The organism is Pseudomonas sp. NPDC087803 (assembly GCF_044742995.1).
Classification (GTDB): Bacteria; Pseudomonadota; Gammaproteobacteria; order Pseudomonadales; family Pseudomonadaceae; genus Aquipseudomonas.
Map to the genome: position 1 here is coordinate 1,086 of NZ_JBIUVO010000042.1, position 16,432 is coordinate 17,517.

General features: G+C 57.2%; 12 protein-coding genes, 1 tRNA gene and 2 pseudogenes. 12 read left to right on the top strand and 3 right to left on the bottom strand.

The genetic code is table 11. The annotated features are described in order from the left end of the window. The 4 genes and pseudogenes from ACIOUG_RS18900 to ACIOUG_RS18915 form a co-directional block, all read left to right on the top strand. Nucleotides 1-407, top strand: a 407-nt coding sequence (locus ACIOUG_RS18900) for a sigma-70 family RNA polymerase sigma factor (RefSeq protein ID WP_401067661.1), incomplete at its 5' end; no start/stop codon positions are given. Between the two features lie 126 nt (nucleotides 408-533). Beyond that, nucleotides 534-4,280 carry a bifunctional diguanylate cyclase/phosphodiesterase gene (locus ACIOUG_RS18905; protein WP_401067663.1) on the top strand — a complete coding sequence of 1,249 codons (3,747 nt, stop codon included), beginning with the start codon at nucleotides 534-536 and terminating at the stop codon, nucleotides 4,278-4,280. A gap of 15 nt (nucleotides 4,281-4,295) precedes the next feature. Further along, nucleotides 4,296-4,372, top strand: a tRNA-Ile gene (locus ACIOUG_RS18910). 124 nt (nucleotides 4,373-4,496) lie between these two features. After that, nucleotides 4,497-4,842 (top strand): annotated as a pseudogene (locus tag ACIOUG_RS18915) (site-specific integrase); the annotation flags it as partial. A gap of 62 nt (nucleotides 4,843-4,904) precedes the next feature. Here ACIOUG_RS18915 and ACIOUG_RS18920 read toward each other — a convergent pair. Further along, entirely contained in the window at nucleotides 4,905-5,132 is a 228-nt protein-coding gene (locus ACIOUG_RS18920) for an MbtH family protein (protein WP_401067665.1), read from the bottom strand. A gap of 387 nt (nucleotides 5,133-5,519) precedes the next feature. Between ACIOUG_RS18920 and ACIOUG_RS18925 the strand changes: the two are divergent. Both ACIOUG_RS18925 and dcm read left to right on the top strand, forming a co-directional pair. Continuing rightward, a pseudogene (locus tag ACIOUG_RS18925) lies at nucleotides 5,520-5,615 on the top strand (twin-arginine translocation signal domain-containing protein); the annotation flags it as partial. 185 nt (nucleotides 5,616-5,800) lie between these two features. After that, nucleotides 5,801-7,255: a DNA (cytosine-5-)-methyltransferase gene (gene dcm / locus ACIOUG_RS18930; RefSeq protein WP_401067668.1), complete on the top strand. Its 1,455-nt coding sequence runs from the start codon at nucleotides 5,801-5,803 to the stop codon at nucleotides 7,253-7,255. Here the strand turns inward: dcm and ACIOUG_RS18935 are convergent. Together ACIOUG_RS18935 and ACIOUG_RS18940 are read right to left on the bottom strand one after the other, a co-directional pair. Next, nucleotides 7,252-8,226, bottom strand: a complete 975-nt coding sequence (locus tag ACIOUG_RS18935; protein WP_401067671.1) for a hypothetical protein — start codon at nucleotides 8,224-8,226, stop codon at nucleotides 7,252-7,254. The two genes, dcm and ACIOUG_RS18935, sit on opposite strands and share 4 nt — an antisense overlap. Then, the gene (locus ACIOUG_RS18940) at nucleotides 8,204-8,437 is read right to left on the bottom strand and encodes a helix-turn-helix domain-containing protein (RefSeq protein ID WP_401067728.1); all 234 of its coding nucleotides are present in this window, start codon (nucleotides 8,435-8,437) and stop codon (nucleotides 8,204-8,206) included. The genes ACIOUG_RS18935 and ACIOUG_RS18940 overlap by 23 nt, the downstream gene beginning before the upstream one ends. An 892-nt stretch (nucleotides 8,438-9,329) precedes the next feature. Between ACIOUG_RS18940 and ACIOUG_RS18945 the strand changes: the two genes are divergently transcribed. The 6 genes from ACIOUG_RS18945 to pqqB all read left to right on the top strand — a co-directional run bounded on the left by ACIOUG_RS18945 (nucleotide 9,330) and on the right by pqqB (nucleotide 16,330). Then, entirely contained in the window at nucleotides 9,330-9,791 is a 462-nt protein-coding gene (locus ACIOUG_RS18945) for an Lrp/AsnC family transcriptional regulator (RefSeq protein WP_187680847.1), read from the top strand. 357 nt (nucleotides 9,792-10,148) lie between these two features. Continuing rightward, nucleotides 10,149-11,831 (top strand): flavin monoamine oxidase family protein, encoded by a 1,683-nt coding sequence (locus ACIOUG_RS18950; RefSeq protein WP_401067673.1) that lies wholly within the window; start codon nucleotides 10,149-10,151, stop codon nucleotides 11,829-11,831. 12 nt (nucleotides 11,832-11,843) lie between these two features. Beyond that, nucleotides 11,844-12,638 (top strand): carbon-nitrogen hydrolase family protein, encoded by a 795-nt coding sequence (locus tag ACIOUG_RS18955; RefSeq protein WP_401067676.1) that lies wholly within the window; start codon nucleotides 11,844-11,846, stop codon nucleotides 12,636-12,638. 48 nt (nucleotides 12,639-12,686) lie between these two features. Next, nucleotides 12,687-15,104, top strand: a complete 2,418-nt coding sequence (gene pqqF / locus ACIOUG_RS18960; protein WP_401067679.1) for a pyrroloquinoline quinone biosynthesis protein PqqF — start codon at nucleotides 12,687-12,689, stop codon at nucleotides 15,102-15,104. 158 nt (nucleotides 15,105-15,262) lie between these two features. Beyond that, a complete protein-coding gene (gene pqqA, locus ACIOUG_RS18965; protein WP_003422658.1) occupies nucleotides 15,263-15,337 on the top strand; it encodes a pyrroloquinoline quinone precursor peptide PqqA in 75 nt (24 codons plus the stop codon). Nucleotides 15,338-15,418: 81 nt separating this feature from the next. Continuing rightward, complete coding sequence (pqqB, locus tag ACIOUG_RS18970; protein ID WP_225136533.1) at nucleotides 15,419-16,330, top strand: pyrroloquinoline quinone biosynthesis protein PqqB; 912 nt, start codon at nucleotides 15,419-15,421, stop codon at nucleotides 16,328-16,330. Nucleotides 16,331-16,432 lie beyond the last annotated feature (102 nt).

Here is a 16,432-nt window from a genome sequence, read left to right on the forward strand (position 1 = left end):
CCCCGGAAGAGCAGGGCGAACGCATGGACATTCATGAGGACAAGATCCGCAAGGTATTGAAGATCGCTAAAGAGCCGATCTCCATGGAAACCCCGATCGGTGATGACGAAGACTCTCATCTGGGTGACTTCATCGAAGACTCGACCATGCAGTCGCCAATCGATGTTGCAACCGTTGAAAGCCTGAAAGAAGCGACTCGCGAAGTACTGTCCGGCCTCACTGCCCGTGAAGCCAAGGTCCTGCGCATGCGCTTCGGTATCGACATGAACACCGACCACACACTCGAAGAAGTGGGCAAACAGTTTGACGTAACGCGTGAGCGGATCCGTCAGATCGAAGCCAAGGCGCTGCGCAAGCTGCGCCACCCGACGCGAAGCGAGCATCTGCGCTCCTTCCTCGACGAGTGATACCAGAACCCCCGGCCCAGGCCGGGGGTTTTGTTTATGCGGCAGATTAAATCCCTCGCACCGCCCCTCCCCGGCATACCCCGTCTACACTCGAAACAATGAATCCCGTGCCATAACGAGACGGTTATGCCCAGACTGGCGCCCGTGCTTTTCTTGCTGTCACTGATGATCTGGACCGCAACGGCTGACGCGCTGACTCTGACCGATGAAGAACGTAGCTGGCTGGCGGCTCACCCGGACTTGCGCCTGGGTGTCGATGCCTCGTGGCCGCCGTTCGAGTTCCGCGATGAACAGAATCGCTATCAGGGCCTGGCCGCTGATTACATCGACGTGATCCGCCAACGCCTGGCCGTCAATCTGACCCCGATCGAGCCCTCGAGCTGGACCGAAGTCCTGGCGCAGGTGAAAACCGGCAAGATCGATCTGCTGCCAGGGATCATGTCCACGCCCGAACGGCAGAACTATCTTTCGTTTACCCGCCCCTACCTCGACTTCCCGATCGTGATCCTCGCCCACATCGGCGGCGCGCAGCCGCGCAAAATCGAAGACCTGTACGGTCTGAAGATCGCCGTGGTGGAGAACTACGCCCCCCACGAACTGCTGCGCACCCACCATCCCGACCTGAATCTGGTGGCCATGCCCAATGTCAGTTCGGCCTTGCAGGCCCTGGCTACCGATGAGGTTGACGCGGTGGTCGGCGATCTCGCTTCCAGCGTCTGGAGCCTGCGCCAGCTCAAGCTCGACGGTTTATACGTGAGCGGCGAAACCCCGTATCGCTATCAGTTGGCCATGGGCGTACCCCGTGACAACAAAATGCTGGTGGGCATTCTGGACAAAGTCCTGGCGGACATGAGCCCCGAGGAAATCAGCAGCATTCAGGAGCACTGGGTCGGCAATGTTCTGGACCATCGGACATTCTGGTCGGACCTGCTGATCTACGGTTTGCCGGGCCTGTTGCTGCTGGTGATCGTCCTCGCGGTGGTCATTCGTATCAATCGCCGCCTGAGTTCTGAGATCGCCCGCCGCGTCGATCTCGAACAGGAACTGCGCAGCAGCGAATATCACTATCGCGGACTGGTCGAGAGCCTGTCGGCCATCGCCTGGGAAGCGCGCATGAGCGACTTCACCTACAGCTACGTGTCGCCGCATGCCGAGGATCTGCTCGGCTATCCACAAGCGCACTGGCTGATTCCAGGCTTCTGGCGCAACATCATCCACCCCGCCGACCTGACCCGCGCCCAGGCCATTTGCGATGACGCAGTGCGCGAAGGACGCGATCACACCCTCGACTATCGGGTGATCACCGCGGACGGACGCTGTCTGTGGGTGCGTGACATCGTCAGCCTGATCGAACACGGGCACGAGCCGGTGATGCGCGGGCTGATGATCGACATCAGTGAAACCAAGCGCACAGAGGAAGCGCTGCGCCTGTCGGAACAGAAGTTCGCCTCGGTATTCCAGCAATGCCCGGACATCCTGGTGATCGCGCGGTTGTCCGACGGCTGTCTGCTGGAGGTCAATGAAGCCTTTGAGGAGCAGATCGGCCTGAAGGCGGAAGATGTGGTCGGCCAGACCGCCACGGAATTGAATATCTGGGGCATCCCCGGTGTCGGCCCGGGACTGTTGCAGCGTTTGCAGGCCGGCAGCATTCGCAACCTGGAGATGCCCTTTCGCCGCAATAACGGCCAGGTTTTCACCGGCCTGATCTCCGCCGAACCGTTCGACCTCGACACCACTCCCGCATTGGTAGTCGTGGTACGCGACATCACTCAGCTCAAGGAAACCCAGCAGCAACTGCAAACCTCCGAAGAGAAGTTCGCCAAGGCTTTTCATGCCTCACCCGACGGCTTGCTGCTGTCGCGTCAGAGCGACGGCCTGTTGCTAGAGGTCAACGAAGGCTTCAGCCGCATCACCGGGTTCAACAGTGCGATGTCGGTGGACCGTTCCGCGCTGGACCTGGGAATCTGGGTCAACCTCAACGAACGCAAGCAGATGCTCGATCTGCTGCACCGCGACGGTTTCGTTCGCGACTTCACCTGCCATATCCGTCGCAGTGACGGGCAGATACGCCTGTGCGAAGTGTCCAGCCGGCCGCTACCGATCGGCGAAGACGACTGCATGCTGACCATCGCCCGGGACATCACCGAGCGTCACCTGATGCAGGAAAAGCTGCAGCAGGCAGCCACCGTATTCGAGAGCACCGCCGAGGGCGTGCTGATCACCGACACCCAGCAGCACATCAGCGCGGTCAACCGCGCGTTCAGCGAAATCACCGGCTACAGCGAAAGCGAAGCCCTTGGCCACACCCCGCGCCTGCTCGCCTCCGGTCTGCACGACAGCGCGTTCTATGCGGCGATGTGGCACCAGTTGACCGCTGAAGGACATTGGCAGGGCGAGATTTCCAACCGGCGCAAGAACGGCGAGCTGTACCCGAGCTGGCTAACCATCAGCGCCGTGCGCAATCGCGACAAGTTCATCACTCACTTCGTCGCGGTGTTTGCCGATATTTCCAGCCTCAAACACGCGCAGGCCAAGCTCGATTATCAAGCGCACCACGACCCGCTCACCGGCCTGCCGAATCGCACGTTGTTTGAAAGCCGCCTGCTCACCGCACTGAACAGCCAGCAGGAAAACGGTGGTCAGGGCGCGGTGCTGTTCCTCGATCTCGACCGTTTCAAACACATCAACGACAGCCTCGGCCACCCGGTTGGCGACCTGCTGCTCAAAGGCATTGCCGTGCGTTTGAAAGAACAGCTGCGCGACATCGACACCGTCGCACGACTGGGCGGTGACGAATTCATTATTCTGCTGCCGGGTCTGCAACAGGCCAGCGATGCTGACAATATCGCCACCAAACTGCTCAACTGCTTTGGCGCACCGTTCCAGGCCGGTGAGCACGAGTTTTTCATCAGCGCCAGCATCGGCACCAGCCTGTACCCACGGGACGGCTGTGACGTCGCCACGCTGGTGAAAAACGCCGACGCGGCGATGTACCGCTCCAAGGCCAAGGGCCGCAACCGCGTCGAAAGCTACACCCGTGACCTCACCGCCCAGGCCAGCGAACGTGTGGCGCTGGAACATGAACTGCGCCGGGCCATCGAGCGCGAAGAGTTGTTCCTCTACTACCAACCGAAAATCAGCCTCGACGACCATCGCCTGGTCGGCGCCGAAGCGCTGATCCGCTGGCGCCACCCGACCTTCGGCGAGGTGCCGCCGGAGCACTTCATCCCGCTGGCCGAAGAGAACGGGATGATCCTGCAGATCGGTGATTGGGTGCTCGAGACCGCCTGCCGGCAGATGTTCGAGTGGAGCCAGATCTACGACAGCCTCGGCCCGCTGTCGGTCAACCTTGCCGGCGCGCAACTGCGCCAGCCGAATCTGCTCGGGCGCATCGAACAACTGCTCAGGGACAACCGTCTGCAGCCGGATTTACTGCAACTTGAAATTACCGAAAACTTCATCATGAGCCAGGCCGAAGAAGCCCTGGCGGTGCTGCACCAGCTCAAACACCTTGGCGTACAACTGGCGATCGACGACTTCGGCACCGGTTATTCTTCACTCAGCTATCTCAAACGCCTGCCGCTGGACATCCTCAAGATCGACCAGTCTTTTGTTCGCGGACTGCCCGATGACCCGCACGACGCGGCGATTGTCCGCGCGATCATCGCCTTGGGCCGGAGCATGCAATTCACCGTGATTGCCGAAGGCGTCGAGACCCAGGCACAGCAACAATTCCTCGCCGCCGAGGGCTGCGAACAAATCCAGGGCTACATCGTCAGCCTGCCGCTGCCTCCGGAAGAATTCGCCGCAACCTTTCTTCGTGTAAACGTATCGGATTATTCGGATAGCACAGCCGCCAAACCGTCGCTATAATCCGCGGCCTACTGAGGGCCTATAGCTCAGTTGGTTAGAGCAGAGGACTCATAATCCTTTGGTCCACGGTTCAAGTCCGTGTGGGCCCACCACACTTAAAGCCGCGCAATGCGCGGCTTTCGTGTTTCTGGCGGAACCATCTCCGATGCAGTCTTAGGGTCCAAGGGTACAATTCAGGCACAGTCCTGGTTCGCCAGCCGCCTAGAGCACCCTCCCATGGCAACTCCCGTAAAGACCCCTTCCGGCACCTGGAAGGCACTCATTCGCAAAACTGGCTGGCCCACCGTCGCCGGAACCTTTCGCATCCAAGCGTGATGCGGAGGACTGGTCTCGGCGTACCGAAGACGAAATGGTGCGGAGTGTGTACATCCAGCGCAGCGGTTCTGAGCGTATGACGCTGGAAGCGGCACTCGCACGCTATCTCAGCGATATCACCACCACCAAGAAATCCACAGCCCAGCATAGTGAAATATCCAAAGCCAAAAAGCTCATCGAGCACCTGGGAAAATACTCACTGGCTGCCCTTTCTGCGGAAGTCATCGCAGCGCGCTCGTCACACAGATTCCAGACCGAAAAAACCCGCTGACCTTACCAGGCCTGCGGTTTCTTATTTGCGCAAGAACTTCAGAGAGCCACAGTCGCCTGCTCTTCCATCTTCTGCCGCAGGCTCAGCGGACGCATGTCGGTCCAGGTTTCTTCAATGTAAGCCAGGCATTCCTTTTTCAGACCGCTTTTGCCGACGGTGCGCCAGCCGGCAGGCACGGCCTTGTAGTCGGGCCAGATCGAATATTGCTCTTCGTGGTTGACCACGACCTGAAAGAGGATGTCCTCGCGGTCGAATACTGAAGTCATGTTGTGTCTCCATCGTTGTAGGGTGGGCTGCACTGAGTTGCGCAGCCGGTCTGTAGAAGGAATGCTCAAGGTGAAGGGAATTCAGAGGCTGGCAGTGGCAGCCGCCAAAGCCCGGCCAAAAACCTCGGCTAGCTGCGGGCATTCGATTCCCGCTGTCTCTGACGGGCCAGTAAAAGCGATTCGTTGAATTGATAAAGGCCGCGGACGGCGCCGGAGTGATTCGGTCCGGCTGATCTGCACAAGACTGGTAGCGACTGACATCTCTCGCCCCCGAAAAAGGTTTTCCTGTAGTGGAGACGCATCAGCGCCTTGGGAATTTAGCCCTCTGATCAGCTTTCACGAACGTACTTGGATAAAGCCTGGTTCATGGCTGACACAGGTAGAGCAATGACGATTTCTCGACGAGAATTTATGGCAGGCCTGGCGCTGACTGGTGTTGCCGTGCCTACCGCTTATTATGGGCCTCGCCAATGGACTAAACCGACAAGTGGCACAGGTTGTCCGAAGACAAGCGCGATGCCTTGCGCGCTGTTCTTGCTAGCATTCAGTTCACGGTTATGATTGAGCACCTGGCTGGTTCAGCCATTATTTTTCCTGCTTTTTGCTCTCCAGGGGCGCTTTTGCTCTGTTTCGGCAAGTGGAGACTCTCTCTTAAGAGGGCCTAGCCGGTGAGCGCGCTGCGCGAAGGCGCTGCCTTAAAAATATTGACACCCGATTTCAAATGTAGACAATTCATCACCATGAATATAGATAATATTAATCTTCGAGAACATCGCCAAAAGCTGGGATTGTCGCAGGCAAAACTTGCGGAACTCACGGGTATATCACAACATATACTTTCTGCTTTCGAGTTGGGCAAGGCCCCAATGTCACAAGCAATGCTTACGCGCGTGTTTGATACTATTTCAAATCTTGAAAGTGTGAATACTACGGTGAGTCGCCCCAAGCGATATAGGGCACATACTTATACCGCAGCTAATGTGATCCCCGAACGGGTCGCAAAAGCCAGCCTGACACCTGGCAATGCATCATACAAGTCTGAACTGGATAGTATTTTTGCACGCCATAATAACGAAAAAAACAATAACCTTTCTGCGGTCAGTCTTTTTTCTGGCTGTGGGGGCTTTAGTTTAGGATTTTCGGCTGCCGGCTTTAAAATAAAAGGTTTTGTTGAAAAAGAGTCGGCCCTAAGGGAAATATATAAACTTAACTTTCCAGATTCGGTAGAAATTGGTTCAGATATAACTAGTGTCACCAAAGAATCCTTGGATTCTTTTTCAGCATCGCTGGGCACTGTCGATGTAATTATTGGTGGACCGCCTTGCCAAGGTTTCAGTCTTTCCGGCAAGAGAGAGGTTACTGACCCTAGAAATATGTTATTTAAGCACTATCTTCGGTTTGTTGATGCGTTTAAACCAAAATTTGCTGTTTTGGAAAACGTGCGGCTTTTAACCTCTATGAAAAATGCGGACGGCGGCTTTGTTAAGGATGATATTCGTCGAGAGTTTAAAAACCATGGTTATCGCGTTGAATATTTCGAAGTCAACGCGAAGAATTTTGGCGTACCCCAACATCGTGACCGAGTGATATTCATTGCAGTGCGTCATGATGTGGACTTTGTCCCCTCTATGCCGGAGCCAACCCACAAAGATAATGTCGATCTGTTTTCTGGCTTTGAAAAAGTCAGAACTTTTGCGGACGCCTGTTCCGATCTACCCTTCATAGAGTCGGGAGAAAAATCAGAGGTGCACTTGCATGAAGCGGTAAAACATCCATCGCACGTGGTTGACTGGCTTTGGGATGTGCAAGAAGGCTTCAGCGCCCATGACAATGAAGATGTCACTAAACGACCGCCTTCTGGCTATAACACCACCTACAAGCGGCAAGTTTGGGAAAAGCCGGGTGCAACGGTTCAAACTACGTTTGGGATGATATCCGGCTGTAACAATGTGCACCCCATAGCGACACGGTCATTGACCATTCGCGAGGCGTCACGTCTTCAGTCATTCCCCGATGGATACAAGTTTGAGGGAACTTTGGGCGCCATTCGAACAGGTATCGGTAATGCGGTGCCTCCGATGCTCGCCTATAAAATAGCCAAGCACCTGATCGAAAACGATTAAATCTTGTAAAAGTAGCCGGCTTCCAAATTAAACTGAAGCTGCTGCGGGTGCTGGGCCTGGCCACCACGTTGCATTTGGATAATTCCAAACCGTGGTGCGTCATGTTCGACCCCTTGCGGGTCTTTATAACTTCCTTTTCTCACGGAATAAGACCGCTTGCGAAAGCCCCCATAAGCCCGGCTCAAATCAATGATTTCATCGACTGAATAAATGGCCACCTCTGTTTGGTTCCAGCCGCTTGACGCCTTTGTTTTGTGCAGAATGTAATCCGGAGTGAAAGGATCATTGAGATAGGCTTTCTGAAACAAAAGACGTGACACTTGGTCTTGTTGATACGTGAAAATTTCCTCCCACTCCAGTCGTCCCTGTGCATCGATTTCTTCCCAGAAATAGCGACGGGGATCAGTTAGTCGAGTACTGTTATTTAATTCGTCTAGTGGCCGAAACCCTTGATCTCCGCAAAATTGTCGAAGCGCATATACCGCTCGATCAGAGACAGATATACCGTTTGAACGCAAAAGATTAGAAAAACCAATGGCTGTTGTAAAATACAATTGGGCATTGGTGGGGATTCTATTATTGCACTGCTTGGTTGAAACGCCAACAGTAATAGTTTGATTATTATCCGCAACTAAGGTAATAACCAAATCACTTTTGCATCTCGAGACGCTAGCCCCATTTATGGATAGCCACTGCTTGCCTGCTTCCGAAGTGGCAAGGGCGCCTGTGGAAATAGCCACGGCTGACTGGATAGTGCGTATACCTTCTCGATTCCCGATGTAGTTTAATAGCAATAACGCGGGATCGCCAGAGAACACATGGGACTGTCCAATTAACGCAGTCTGGAATGGATATGTAAGCGTGTTTATTTCTTTGGTTATACAGTCTTCAAAGAAGTGACCCGCTTTACGCCCCAGGACGCCAGCTTGTATTTGTAGCGCATGAATTTCATCTATCGGAGTTAAGGCCATCGTAAGACTCTGTCAGTTTTGAAATTGGGGTTTCTAGACCCTTAGCGAGTTTCAGCAAATTTAAAAAAGAAGGATTTCGTTTACCTCTTTCGAGCATGCTGATATAGGTACGGTCAAACCCGCATCGGTTGGCTAGTTCCTCTTGCGAGAGTCCAATCTTAAGACGCTGTTTTTTTATGGCTTGACTAAGTAGTAGAAGAGATTCGGTCATGGGCTGATTTGAAGCTTTTGAATACAAAGCGTCCACGGACAGTGCGTCACATTACCACATGACATGGAGACAAAGAACAGATGTACCCGGTAATCTTTTTCGATGTGCTGCGAGTCAAGCTCCGTGACGAAGGGCTGGTTCGGGTATAAGACACTTCGGAGCATTTCCTTACTACGTGTTCTTCCCATTCTGGGACTGATCGGTTTTTTTCGGTCATTTCTTCAACGCCAGGAACCAGAGGCCGTCAGCTTCAAACAGGTACACCAAAGGTACAGGGCTATGTTTTCATCACTTTCGCGAAACTACGCTCAGCTCAGTATTTAAAGTACGTTGAGCTTGCATTATCTTTCCTCCCTTACACCCGATTACCTTAGGCTTAGGTTTCACTAGACAACTCATTATCCTTTGGTCCAGTTCAAGTCCTTGTGGGCCTACCACATTTGAAAGCCGCGCTACATACGCGGCTTTTTCATGGGCGATCGGCTGAGGGGACAATCTTTCTTCCTCGAACACTGTAGGCAAGTTGCGAAGTTTCCGACTTGGGTCGAGGAGGCTACCTAAAGGTAAAACCACATAATGTGCGGTACATCCTTGAGATGCGGAACGCTGACAAATCCGTTTGAAAGAAAGCAAAAAGCCCCGACGCTTGCGCATCGGGGCTTTCTGTAAATCTGAATATCGGCCTTTTCTTTCAGGGTTGCCCGCCTATCCCGCTCACTGGCCCGGAGTAGCTTGCGCCACCGAAATCAGCACGCTTTGCTGCCTGCTGACGCGCCGGTGATAGCGCTTGGACCCACGCGAGGGCAACTGCCATAGCCAGTTTGCTGCCCAGCGTGCCCTGTGCCTGTAACATGTCCCGATTCTCCGCCCCGACACTCCCTGGAGCCAACCGTTGCCCGACATTCGCCCTCCTGCTCTCGACGAAATCGACCGCCAGCTGATCGCCGCCCTGCAGATCAACGCCCGTGAAAGTGTGGCCATGCTTGCCAGGCAACTGGGCATTGCGCGGACCACCGTCACATCGCGACTGGCGCGACTGGAGAAGGCCAAAGTGATCACCGGTTATGGCGTGCGTCTGGGCCAGCGCGTGGTCGATGGCGGGTTGCAGGCGTATGTCGGGATCAAGGTGCAGCCGCGCTCTGGCAAAGAGGTGCTACGTCGATTGAGCGCCATGGCGCAGGTGCAGCAGTTGTGTGCGGTGAGTGGCGAATTTGATTACGTGGCGTGGTTGCGCACGGACTCGCCGGAGCAGCTGGATCAGTTGCTGGATCAGATTGGCAGTGTGGATGGGGTAGAGAAGACCACGACCTCAATCATTTTGAGTAGCAAGATTGATCGCGGGCAGCCGGTTTGAGTAATGGCAATAACCCTCCGATTGGCAAATAGGGCCTCTTCGCGAGCAAGCCCGCTCCCGCATTTGACCGGGTTGAACACAGAATCTGCGCCAGACACAACTCCACTGTGGGAGCGGGCTTGCTCGCGAAAGCGGTCTGTCACAGCCGCCTTCCTGGGTGGAGGGAACATCGCCTTCGCGGGCGAGCCCGTTCCAAAAATAATCGAAGTGCAGTCAAAGATTGTCACTTTGTTCAATAGAATGGCAAAACGACGACACTTTGCGTCTTATTAACGTGTTCTACGCTCCCTAGAATGGCTGGCATCTTTTCCTATACTCAGACGCGCATCCCGCGTCGGTTCGCCAGCAAGGTCAGCCATGAACAAGAACAATCGCCATCCTGCAGACGGTAAGAAACCCGTTACCATTTTCGGCCCGGACTTTCCGTTTGCCTTCGACGACTGGATCGAACACCCGGCCGGCCTCGGCAGTATTCCTGAACACCATCACGGCGCTGAAGTGGCGATTGTCGGCGCCGGTATCGCGGGTCTGGTGGCCGCTTACGAACTGATGAAGCTCGGCTTGAAACCAGTGGTGTACGAGGCCTCGAAACTGGGCGGCCGTCTGCGTTCGCAAGCGTTCAACGGCACCGATGGCATCGTCGCGGAACTGGGCGGCATGCGTTTCCCCGTGTCCTCCACGGCGTTCTATCACTACGTCGACAAGCTCGGCCTCGAGACCAAACCTTTTCCGAACCCACTGACGCCGGCCTCCGGCAGCACGGTGATCGACCTGGAAGGCAAAACCCATTACGCACAAAGCCTGAAGGATCTTCCTGCACTGTTCCAGGAAGTGGCTGACGCCTGGGCGGATGCGCTGGAGGCCGGTTCGCAGTTCGCCGATATCCAGCAAGCGATCCGTGACCGCGACGTACCACGCCTCAAAGAACTGTGGAACAAGCTCGTTCCGCTGTGGGACGACCGCACCTTTTACGACTTCGTGGCCACGTCCAAGGCCTTCGCCAAACTGTCATTCCATCACCGCGAAGTGTTCGGTCAGGTCGGTTTCGGCACTGGCGGGTGGGACTCGGACTTCCCCAACTCGATGCTGGAAATCTTCCGCGTGGTGATGACCAACTGCGACGATCACCAGCACCTGGTGGTCGGTGGTGTGGAGCAAGTGCCGCAAGGCATCTGGCGCCATGTACCGCAGCGTTGCGTGCACTGGCCGGAAGGCACCAGCCTGAAATCCCTGCACCGTGGCGCGCCGCGTTCAGGGGTGAAGAAAATCGCCCACGCGCCGGACGGCCGTTTCGCCGTCACCGACAACAACGGCGACACCCGCGAATACGCCGCCGTGCTGACCACCTGCCAGAGCTGGCTGCTGACCACGCAGATCGAATGCGACGAAACCCTGTTCTCGCAGAAGATGTGGATGGCGCTGGACCGCACGCGCTACATGCAGTCGTCGAAGACCTTTGTCATGGTCGACCGGCCATTCTGGAAGGACAAGGACCCGGAAACCGGCCGCGACCTGATGAGCATGACCCTCACCGATCGCCTGACCCGTGGCACTTATCTGTTCGATAACGGCGACGACAAGCCGGGCGTGATCTGCCTGTCGTACTCGTGGATGAGCGACGCGCTGAAGATGCTGCCGCACCCGGTGGAGAAACGCGTAGAGCTGGCGTTGAACGCGCTGAAGAAGATCTACCCGAAAGTCGACATCGCCGCGCGGATCATCGGCGATCCGATCACCGTGTCGTGGGAAGCCGACCCGCATTTCCTCGGCGCGTTCAAAGGCGCCCTGCCCGGCCACTATCGCTACAACCAGCGCATGTACGCGCACTTCATGCAGGACGACATGCCAGCCGAACAGCGCGGGATTTTCATCGCCGGCGATGACGTATCGTGGACGCCGGCATGGGTCGAAGGCGCGGTGCAAACCTCGCTCAATGCAGTGTGGGGCATCATGAAACACTTCGGCGGTTCGACACATAAAGAGAACCCGGGCCCGGGTGATGTGTTCAAAGACATCGGCCCTATCGCCCTGCCCGAGTAAGAGGAATCCCCGATGCGTGTAGCCCTTTACCAATGTCCACCGCTGCCCCTGGAACCCGCCGCCAACCTGCATCGCCTGCAGCAACTGGCGATGGAGGCCAAGGGTGCCGACCTGCTGGTGCTGCCGGAGATGTTCATGACCGGCTACAACATCGGCGCCGAGGCAGTCAGTACGCTGGCCGAGGTCTACAACGGTGAATGGGCGCAACAGATCGCTCGAATCGCCAAAGCCGCCGGGCTGGCGATTGCTTACGGTTACCCCGAGCGCACGGCCGACGGGCAGATCTACAACGCCGTGCAGTTGATCGACGCGCACGGCGAGCGCCTGTGCAATTACCGCAAGACCCATCTGTTCGGCGACCTGGACCGGTCGATGTTCAGCCCCGGCGAGGATGCGTTTCCGGTGGTTGAGTTCAACGGCTGGAAGCTCGGTTTCCTGATCTGCTACGACCTGGAGTTTCCCGAGAACGCGCGGCGTCTGGCGCTGGCCGGCGCCGAACTGATCCTGGTGCCAACGGCAAACATGATTCCGTTCGATTTCGTCGCCGACGTCACCGTGCGTTCCCGCGCCTTCGAAAACCAGTGCTACGTGGCCTACGCCAACTATTGCGGACATGAAGGCGAGATCCACTATTGCGGGCAAAGCAGCATCGCCGCACCGGACGGCAGCCGGATCGCCCAGGCCGGACTCGATGAAGCGTTGATCGTCGGTGAGCTGAATCGTCAGTTGATGGACGACTCGCGCGCTGCCAATCGCTACCTCTGTGACCGCCGTCCCGAGCTTTACGACGCACTGAGCAAGCGCTGACCCCACGCAATCCGCTAGCATTGGCACTTCACTGTTCTGGAAGTGCCCATGCCTGCGCCGACTCATCCCCGCCCCCACACTGAAACCCTGGCCAACGGCTTGCGCGTGACCCTGCGTCAAGTGCCCGGTTTGAAGCGCAGCGCCGCTGCGTTGCGGGTGGCGGCCGGTAGCCATGATGCGCCACTGGAGTGGCCGGGGCTGGCGCATTTCCTTGAGCATTTATTGTTTCTCGGCACTGAGCGTTTTCCTGCGAGTCAGGCGCTGATGGCCTACGTGCAAAGTCACGGTGGGCAAGTGAATGCCAGCACCCGAGAACGCAGCACCGACTTCTTCTTCGAACTGCCGACCTCGGCCTTCAGCGCCGGGCTTGAGCGTCTGTCAGACATGCTCGCCCAGCCGCGTATGAATCCGGACGATCAATTGCGCGAACGGGAAGTGCTGGATGCGGAATTTGTCGCGTGGTCGCAAGACCCCACGGCTCAGCAGGAACTGGCGTTGTACCAAGGGTTACCCGCCACACATCCGCTGCGCGGATTTCATGCGGGGAATCGCGACAGCCTGAAAGTTGAGTTGCCGGCGTTTCAACAGGCGTTGAAGGATTTCCATCAGCAGTTTTATCGCACCGGACAAATGACGCTGAGCCTTGTCGGGCCACAGAGCGTTGAGGAATTGCGCTTGCTGGCGCAGCAGTTTGCCGCCGCGCTGCCGGTTGGGGATAAGGTCGAGCAGGCAGCGCCGCTGCCATTGACGGTGAAAAGTTATCAACAGGTCGGCGAGCGCAGCGGCAATCTGTTGTTCGCTTTCGAAGCACTGCCCGACTCGTCCGCCGAAGCGCTGGCGTTTCTCTGCCATTGGCTGAACAGCGCCAAGCCCGGCGGTTTGCTCGCCCATTTGCAGCAACAACACCTCGCGGATAGTTTGAAAGCCGTGCCGCTGTATCAGTTCGCCGGACAAGCGCTGCTTCATCTGCAATTCACCGCCTCCGCCGAATCTCTCAGCACCATTCGTGAACAACTGCTGGACTGGTTGAGCTTCTTTGCCGCGCAACAGGACTGGGCGGCGTTGCGTGAGGAATACGCCAGCCTGCTTGAGCGTCAGCAGCAAATCAGCGGCGCCCTGCAACTGGCGCGGCTCGACAGCGAACAACGCGAAAACGGTCTGTCGGAAAACGCCGTCGTCGCGCTCAAACAGATCCTGCGCGACTTCGGTGTTGTGAATAACTTCAGCGACCATTGGCATCTGCCTGCCGCCAACCCTTTCCTGCGCTCCAGTGAACCGCTGGCCAACGCCGGCCTGATTCGCGGCCAGACCAGCGCCCATCGTGGTTTGCGGACTTTCGCTCAGGATCGCTCGCGCGGACGGCGTGAGCGTTCACCGATGCAATTCAGCCAGGCGTTGCCGGATCATAGCGATCACGGCGCGATTTACCTGCGTTGGCAAACGGAGGCGGCTGCCAGAACCGACCTGCAAGCCAAGCTGCAACGCAGTCTGCGGGAAACGCAGGAAGATGCGCGGCAGGCCGGCGTCGAGTTGGCGTTCAGTGCCACCGGTACGCAGTGGCTACTGAAACTGAGCGGCCTGCAGGAGCCGATGCCCAGTGTCCTGGAACACGCGCTGAAATGTCTGACGCAAATTGACGCCGATTCAGCGAGCGCAGAGCCGGAAGCACCCCTGATACCGATCCGCCAGTTGCTCAAGGCACTGCCTGAACATTGCCTGCCATCGGCCGTCGAGTCGAACGACGCCAGACAGCTGTGGACAAGTTCGCGCTGGGACGGACTGGCTCTTGGCCTCAACGCGCAGACGCAATCTGCCATGGGCCTGGCCCTGAGCCGCATTCCCGGCACACCCGATAATCAATTGCCGACAGCACCGACGATCAACACGCAACATCTATGGAGCCACATCGACACCGCGTCCAGCGAACACGCCTTGCTGCTGTTCTGCCCGACCGCCAGCCGCGAGATCGTCGATGAGGCCGCCTGGCGCCTGCTCGCGCAACTGTGCCAGACCCCGTTCTATCAGCGTCTGCGGGTCGAATTGCAATTGGGCTATGCGGTGTTCAGCGCCTTGCGGCAGATGCATGGCCAGAGTGGATTGCTGTTCGGTGTGCAGTCGCCAAATACTTCGCCAGTTGAACTGCTTGGGCATATCCAGCAGTTCCTCGAGGGCATTCCTGCGCTGATCGAAAACCTCGACGAAGAGTGCTTCAACCAGCAACGCCAGTCACTCGCGGATCAGTTCGCTGAGAGTCATCTGTCCGGCAAAGACGCCGCCGAGTTGCTGTGGCAGGCGAAGCTCGCTGGCCACTCGTCGGATTATCTGGCGCAACTGCACACGGCCATCGGTCAACTGCAACGCTCAGCATTGCTGGCGGCAGCGCAGCGCTTGCTCAACGCCGAGGGCGGCCGGCTGTGCCTGGCCAGCGAATCGTCACCCGGCGCGCCGTGGCAAGCGACAAAATGATCATTACCCAGGCTGCAAGGAGCTTTCTCAAAGATTCACGGGCAATACCGTTGAAATTTTGAGTAACATAGCAGCCTAACTATTTGGAACATCCCTGCGCTGCCGTGGACTATACCTATGGATAGCGCTATCCCACCCACCCAATGAGGAGTCACCTTATGTCCTGGACAAAACCGGCTTACACCGACCTGCGTATCGGCTTCGAAGTCACCATGTACTTCGCCAGCCGCTGAGTTCTGTCTACGCAGACTTGCAGTGCAACGCCTCGGCTCGCCGGGGCGTTTTATTTTCAGCGTTGAAAGATTGGAGCGTTCATGTTCGTCCAGATTCTGGGTTCGGCCGCCGGTGGCGGATTCCCGCAGTGGAACTGCAACTGCGTCAATTGCGCAGGTTTTCGCGACGGCAGCCTGAATGCCAAGGCCCGCACCCAATCGTCCATCGCGATTTCCGATGACGGCGTGAACTGGGTGCTGTGCAACGCTTCGCCGGACATCCGCGCGCAACTGCAGAGCTTCGCCCCGATGCAACCGGGCCGTGCATTGCGCGACACCGGCATCAGCGCGATCATCCTGATGGACAGCCAGATCGACCACACCACCGGCCTGCTCAGCCTGCGCGAAGGCTGCCCGCATCAGGTCTGGTGCACGGACATGGTTCACGAGGATTTGAGCACCGGTTTCCCGCTATTCAAGATGCTGACCCACTGGAACGGCGGGTTGAACTGGAATCGCATCGAGCTCGACCAGAGCTTCACCGTCGCTGCCTGCCCGAATCTGCGTTTCACCCCGCTGCCATTGCGCAGCGCCGCGCCACCGTACTCGCCGCACCGTTTCGACCCGCACCCGGGCGACAACATCGGCCTGATCGTCGAAGACCTCAACACCGGCGGCAAACTGTTTTATGCCCCCGGCCTGGGCAAGGTCGACGCGCCGCTGCTGGAGATCATGGCCGGCAGCGACTGCCTGCTGGTGGACGGCACGCTGTGGGACGACGATGAAATGCAGCGCCGTGGCGTCGGCACCCGCACCGGTCGCGAGATGGGCCACCTGGCGCAGAACGGCCCCGGCGGCATGCTCGAAGTGCTGGAGCAGTTGCCTGAGCAACGCAAGGTGCTTATCCACATCAACAACACCAACCCGATTCTCGATGAAGATTCGCCGGAGCGCGCGGAGCTGGCGCGGCGTAATGTTGAAGTGGCTTATGACGGCATGAGTATTGTGCTGTAAGCCTTTGAGACCGCTGCGCGGTCTATCGCGAGCAGGCTCACTCCTACATTGGAATGCGATCACCTGTAGGAGTGAGCCTGCTCGCGATAAGGCCGACACACA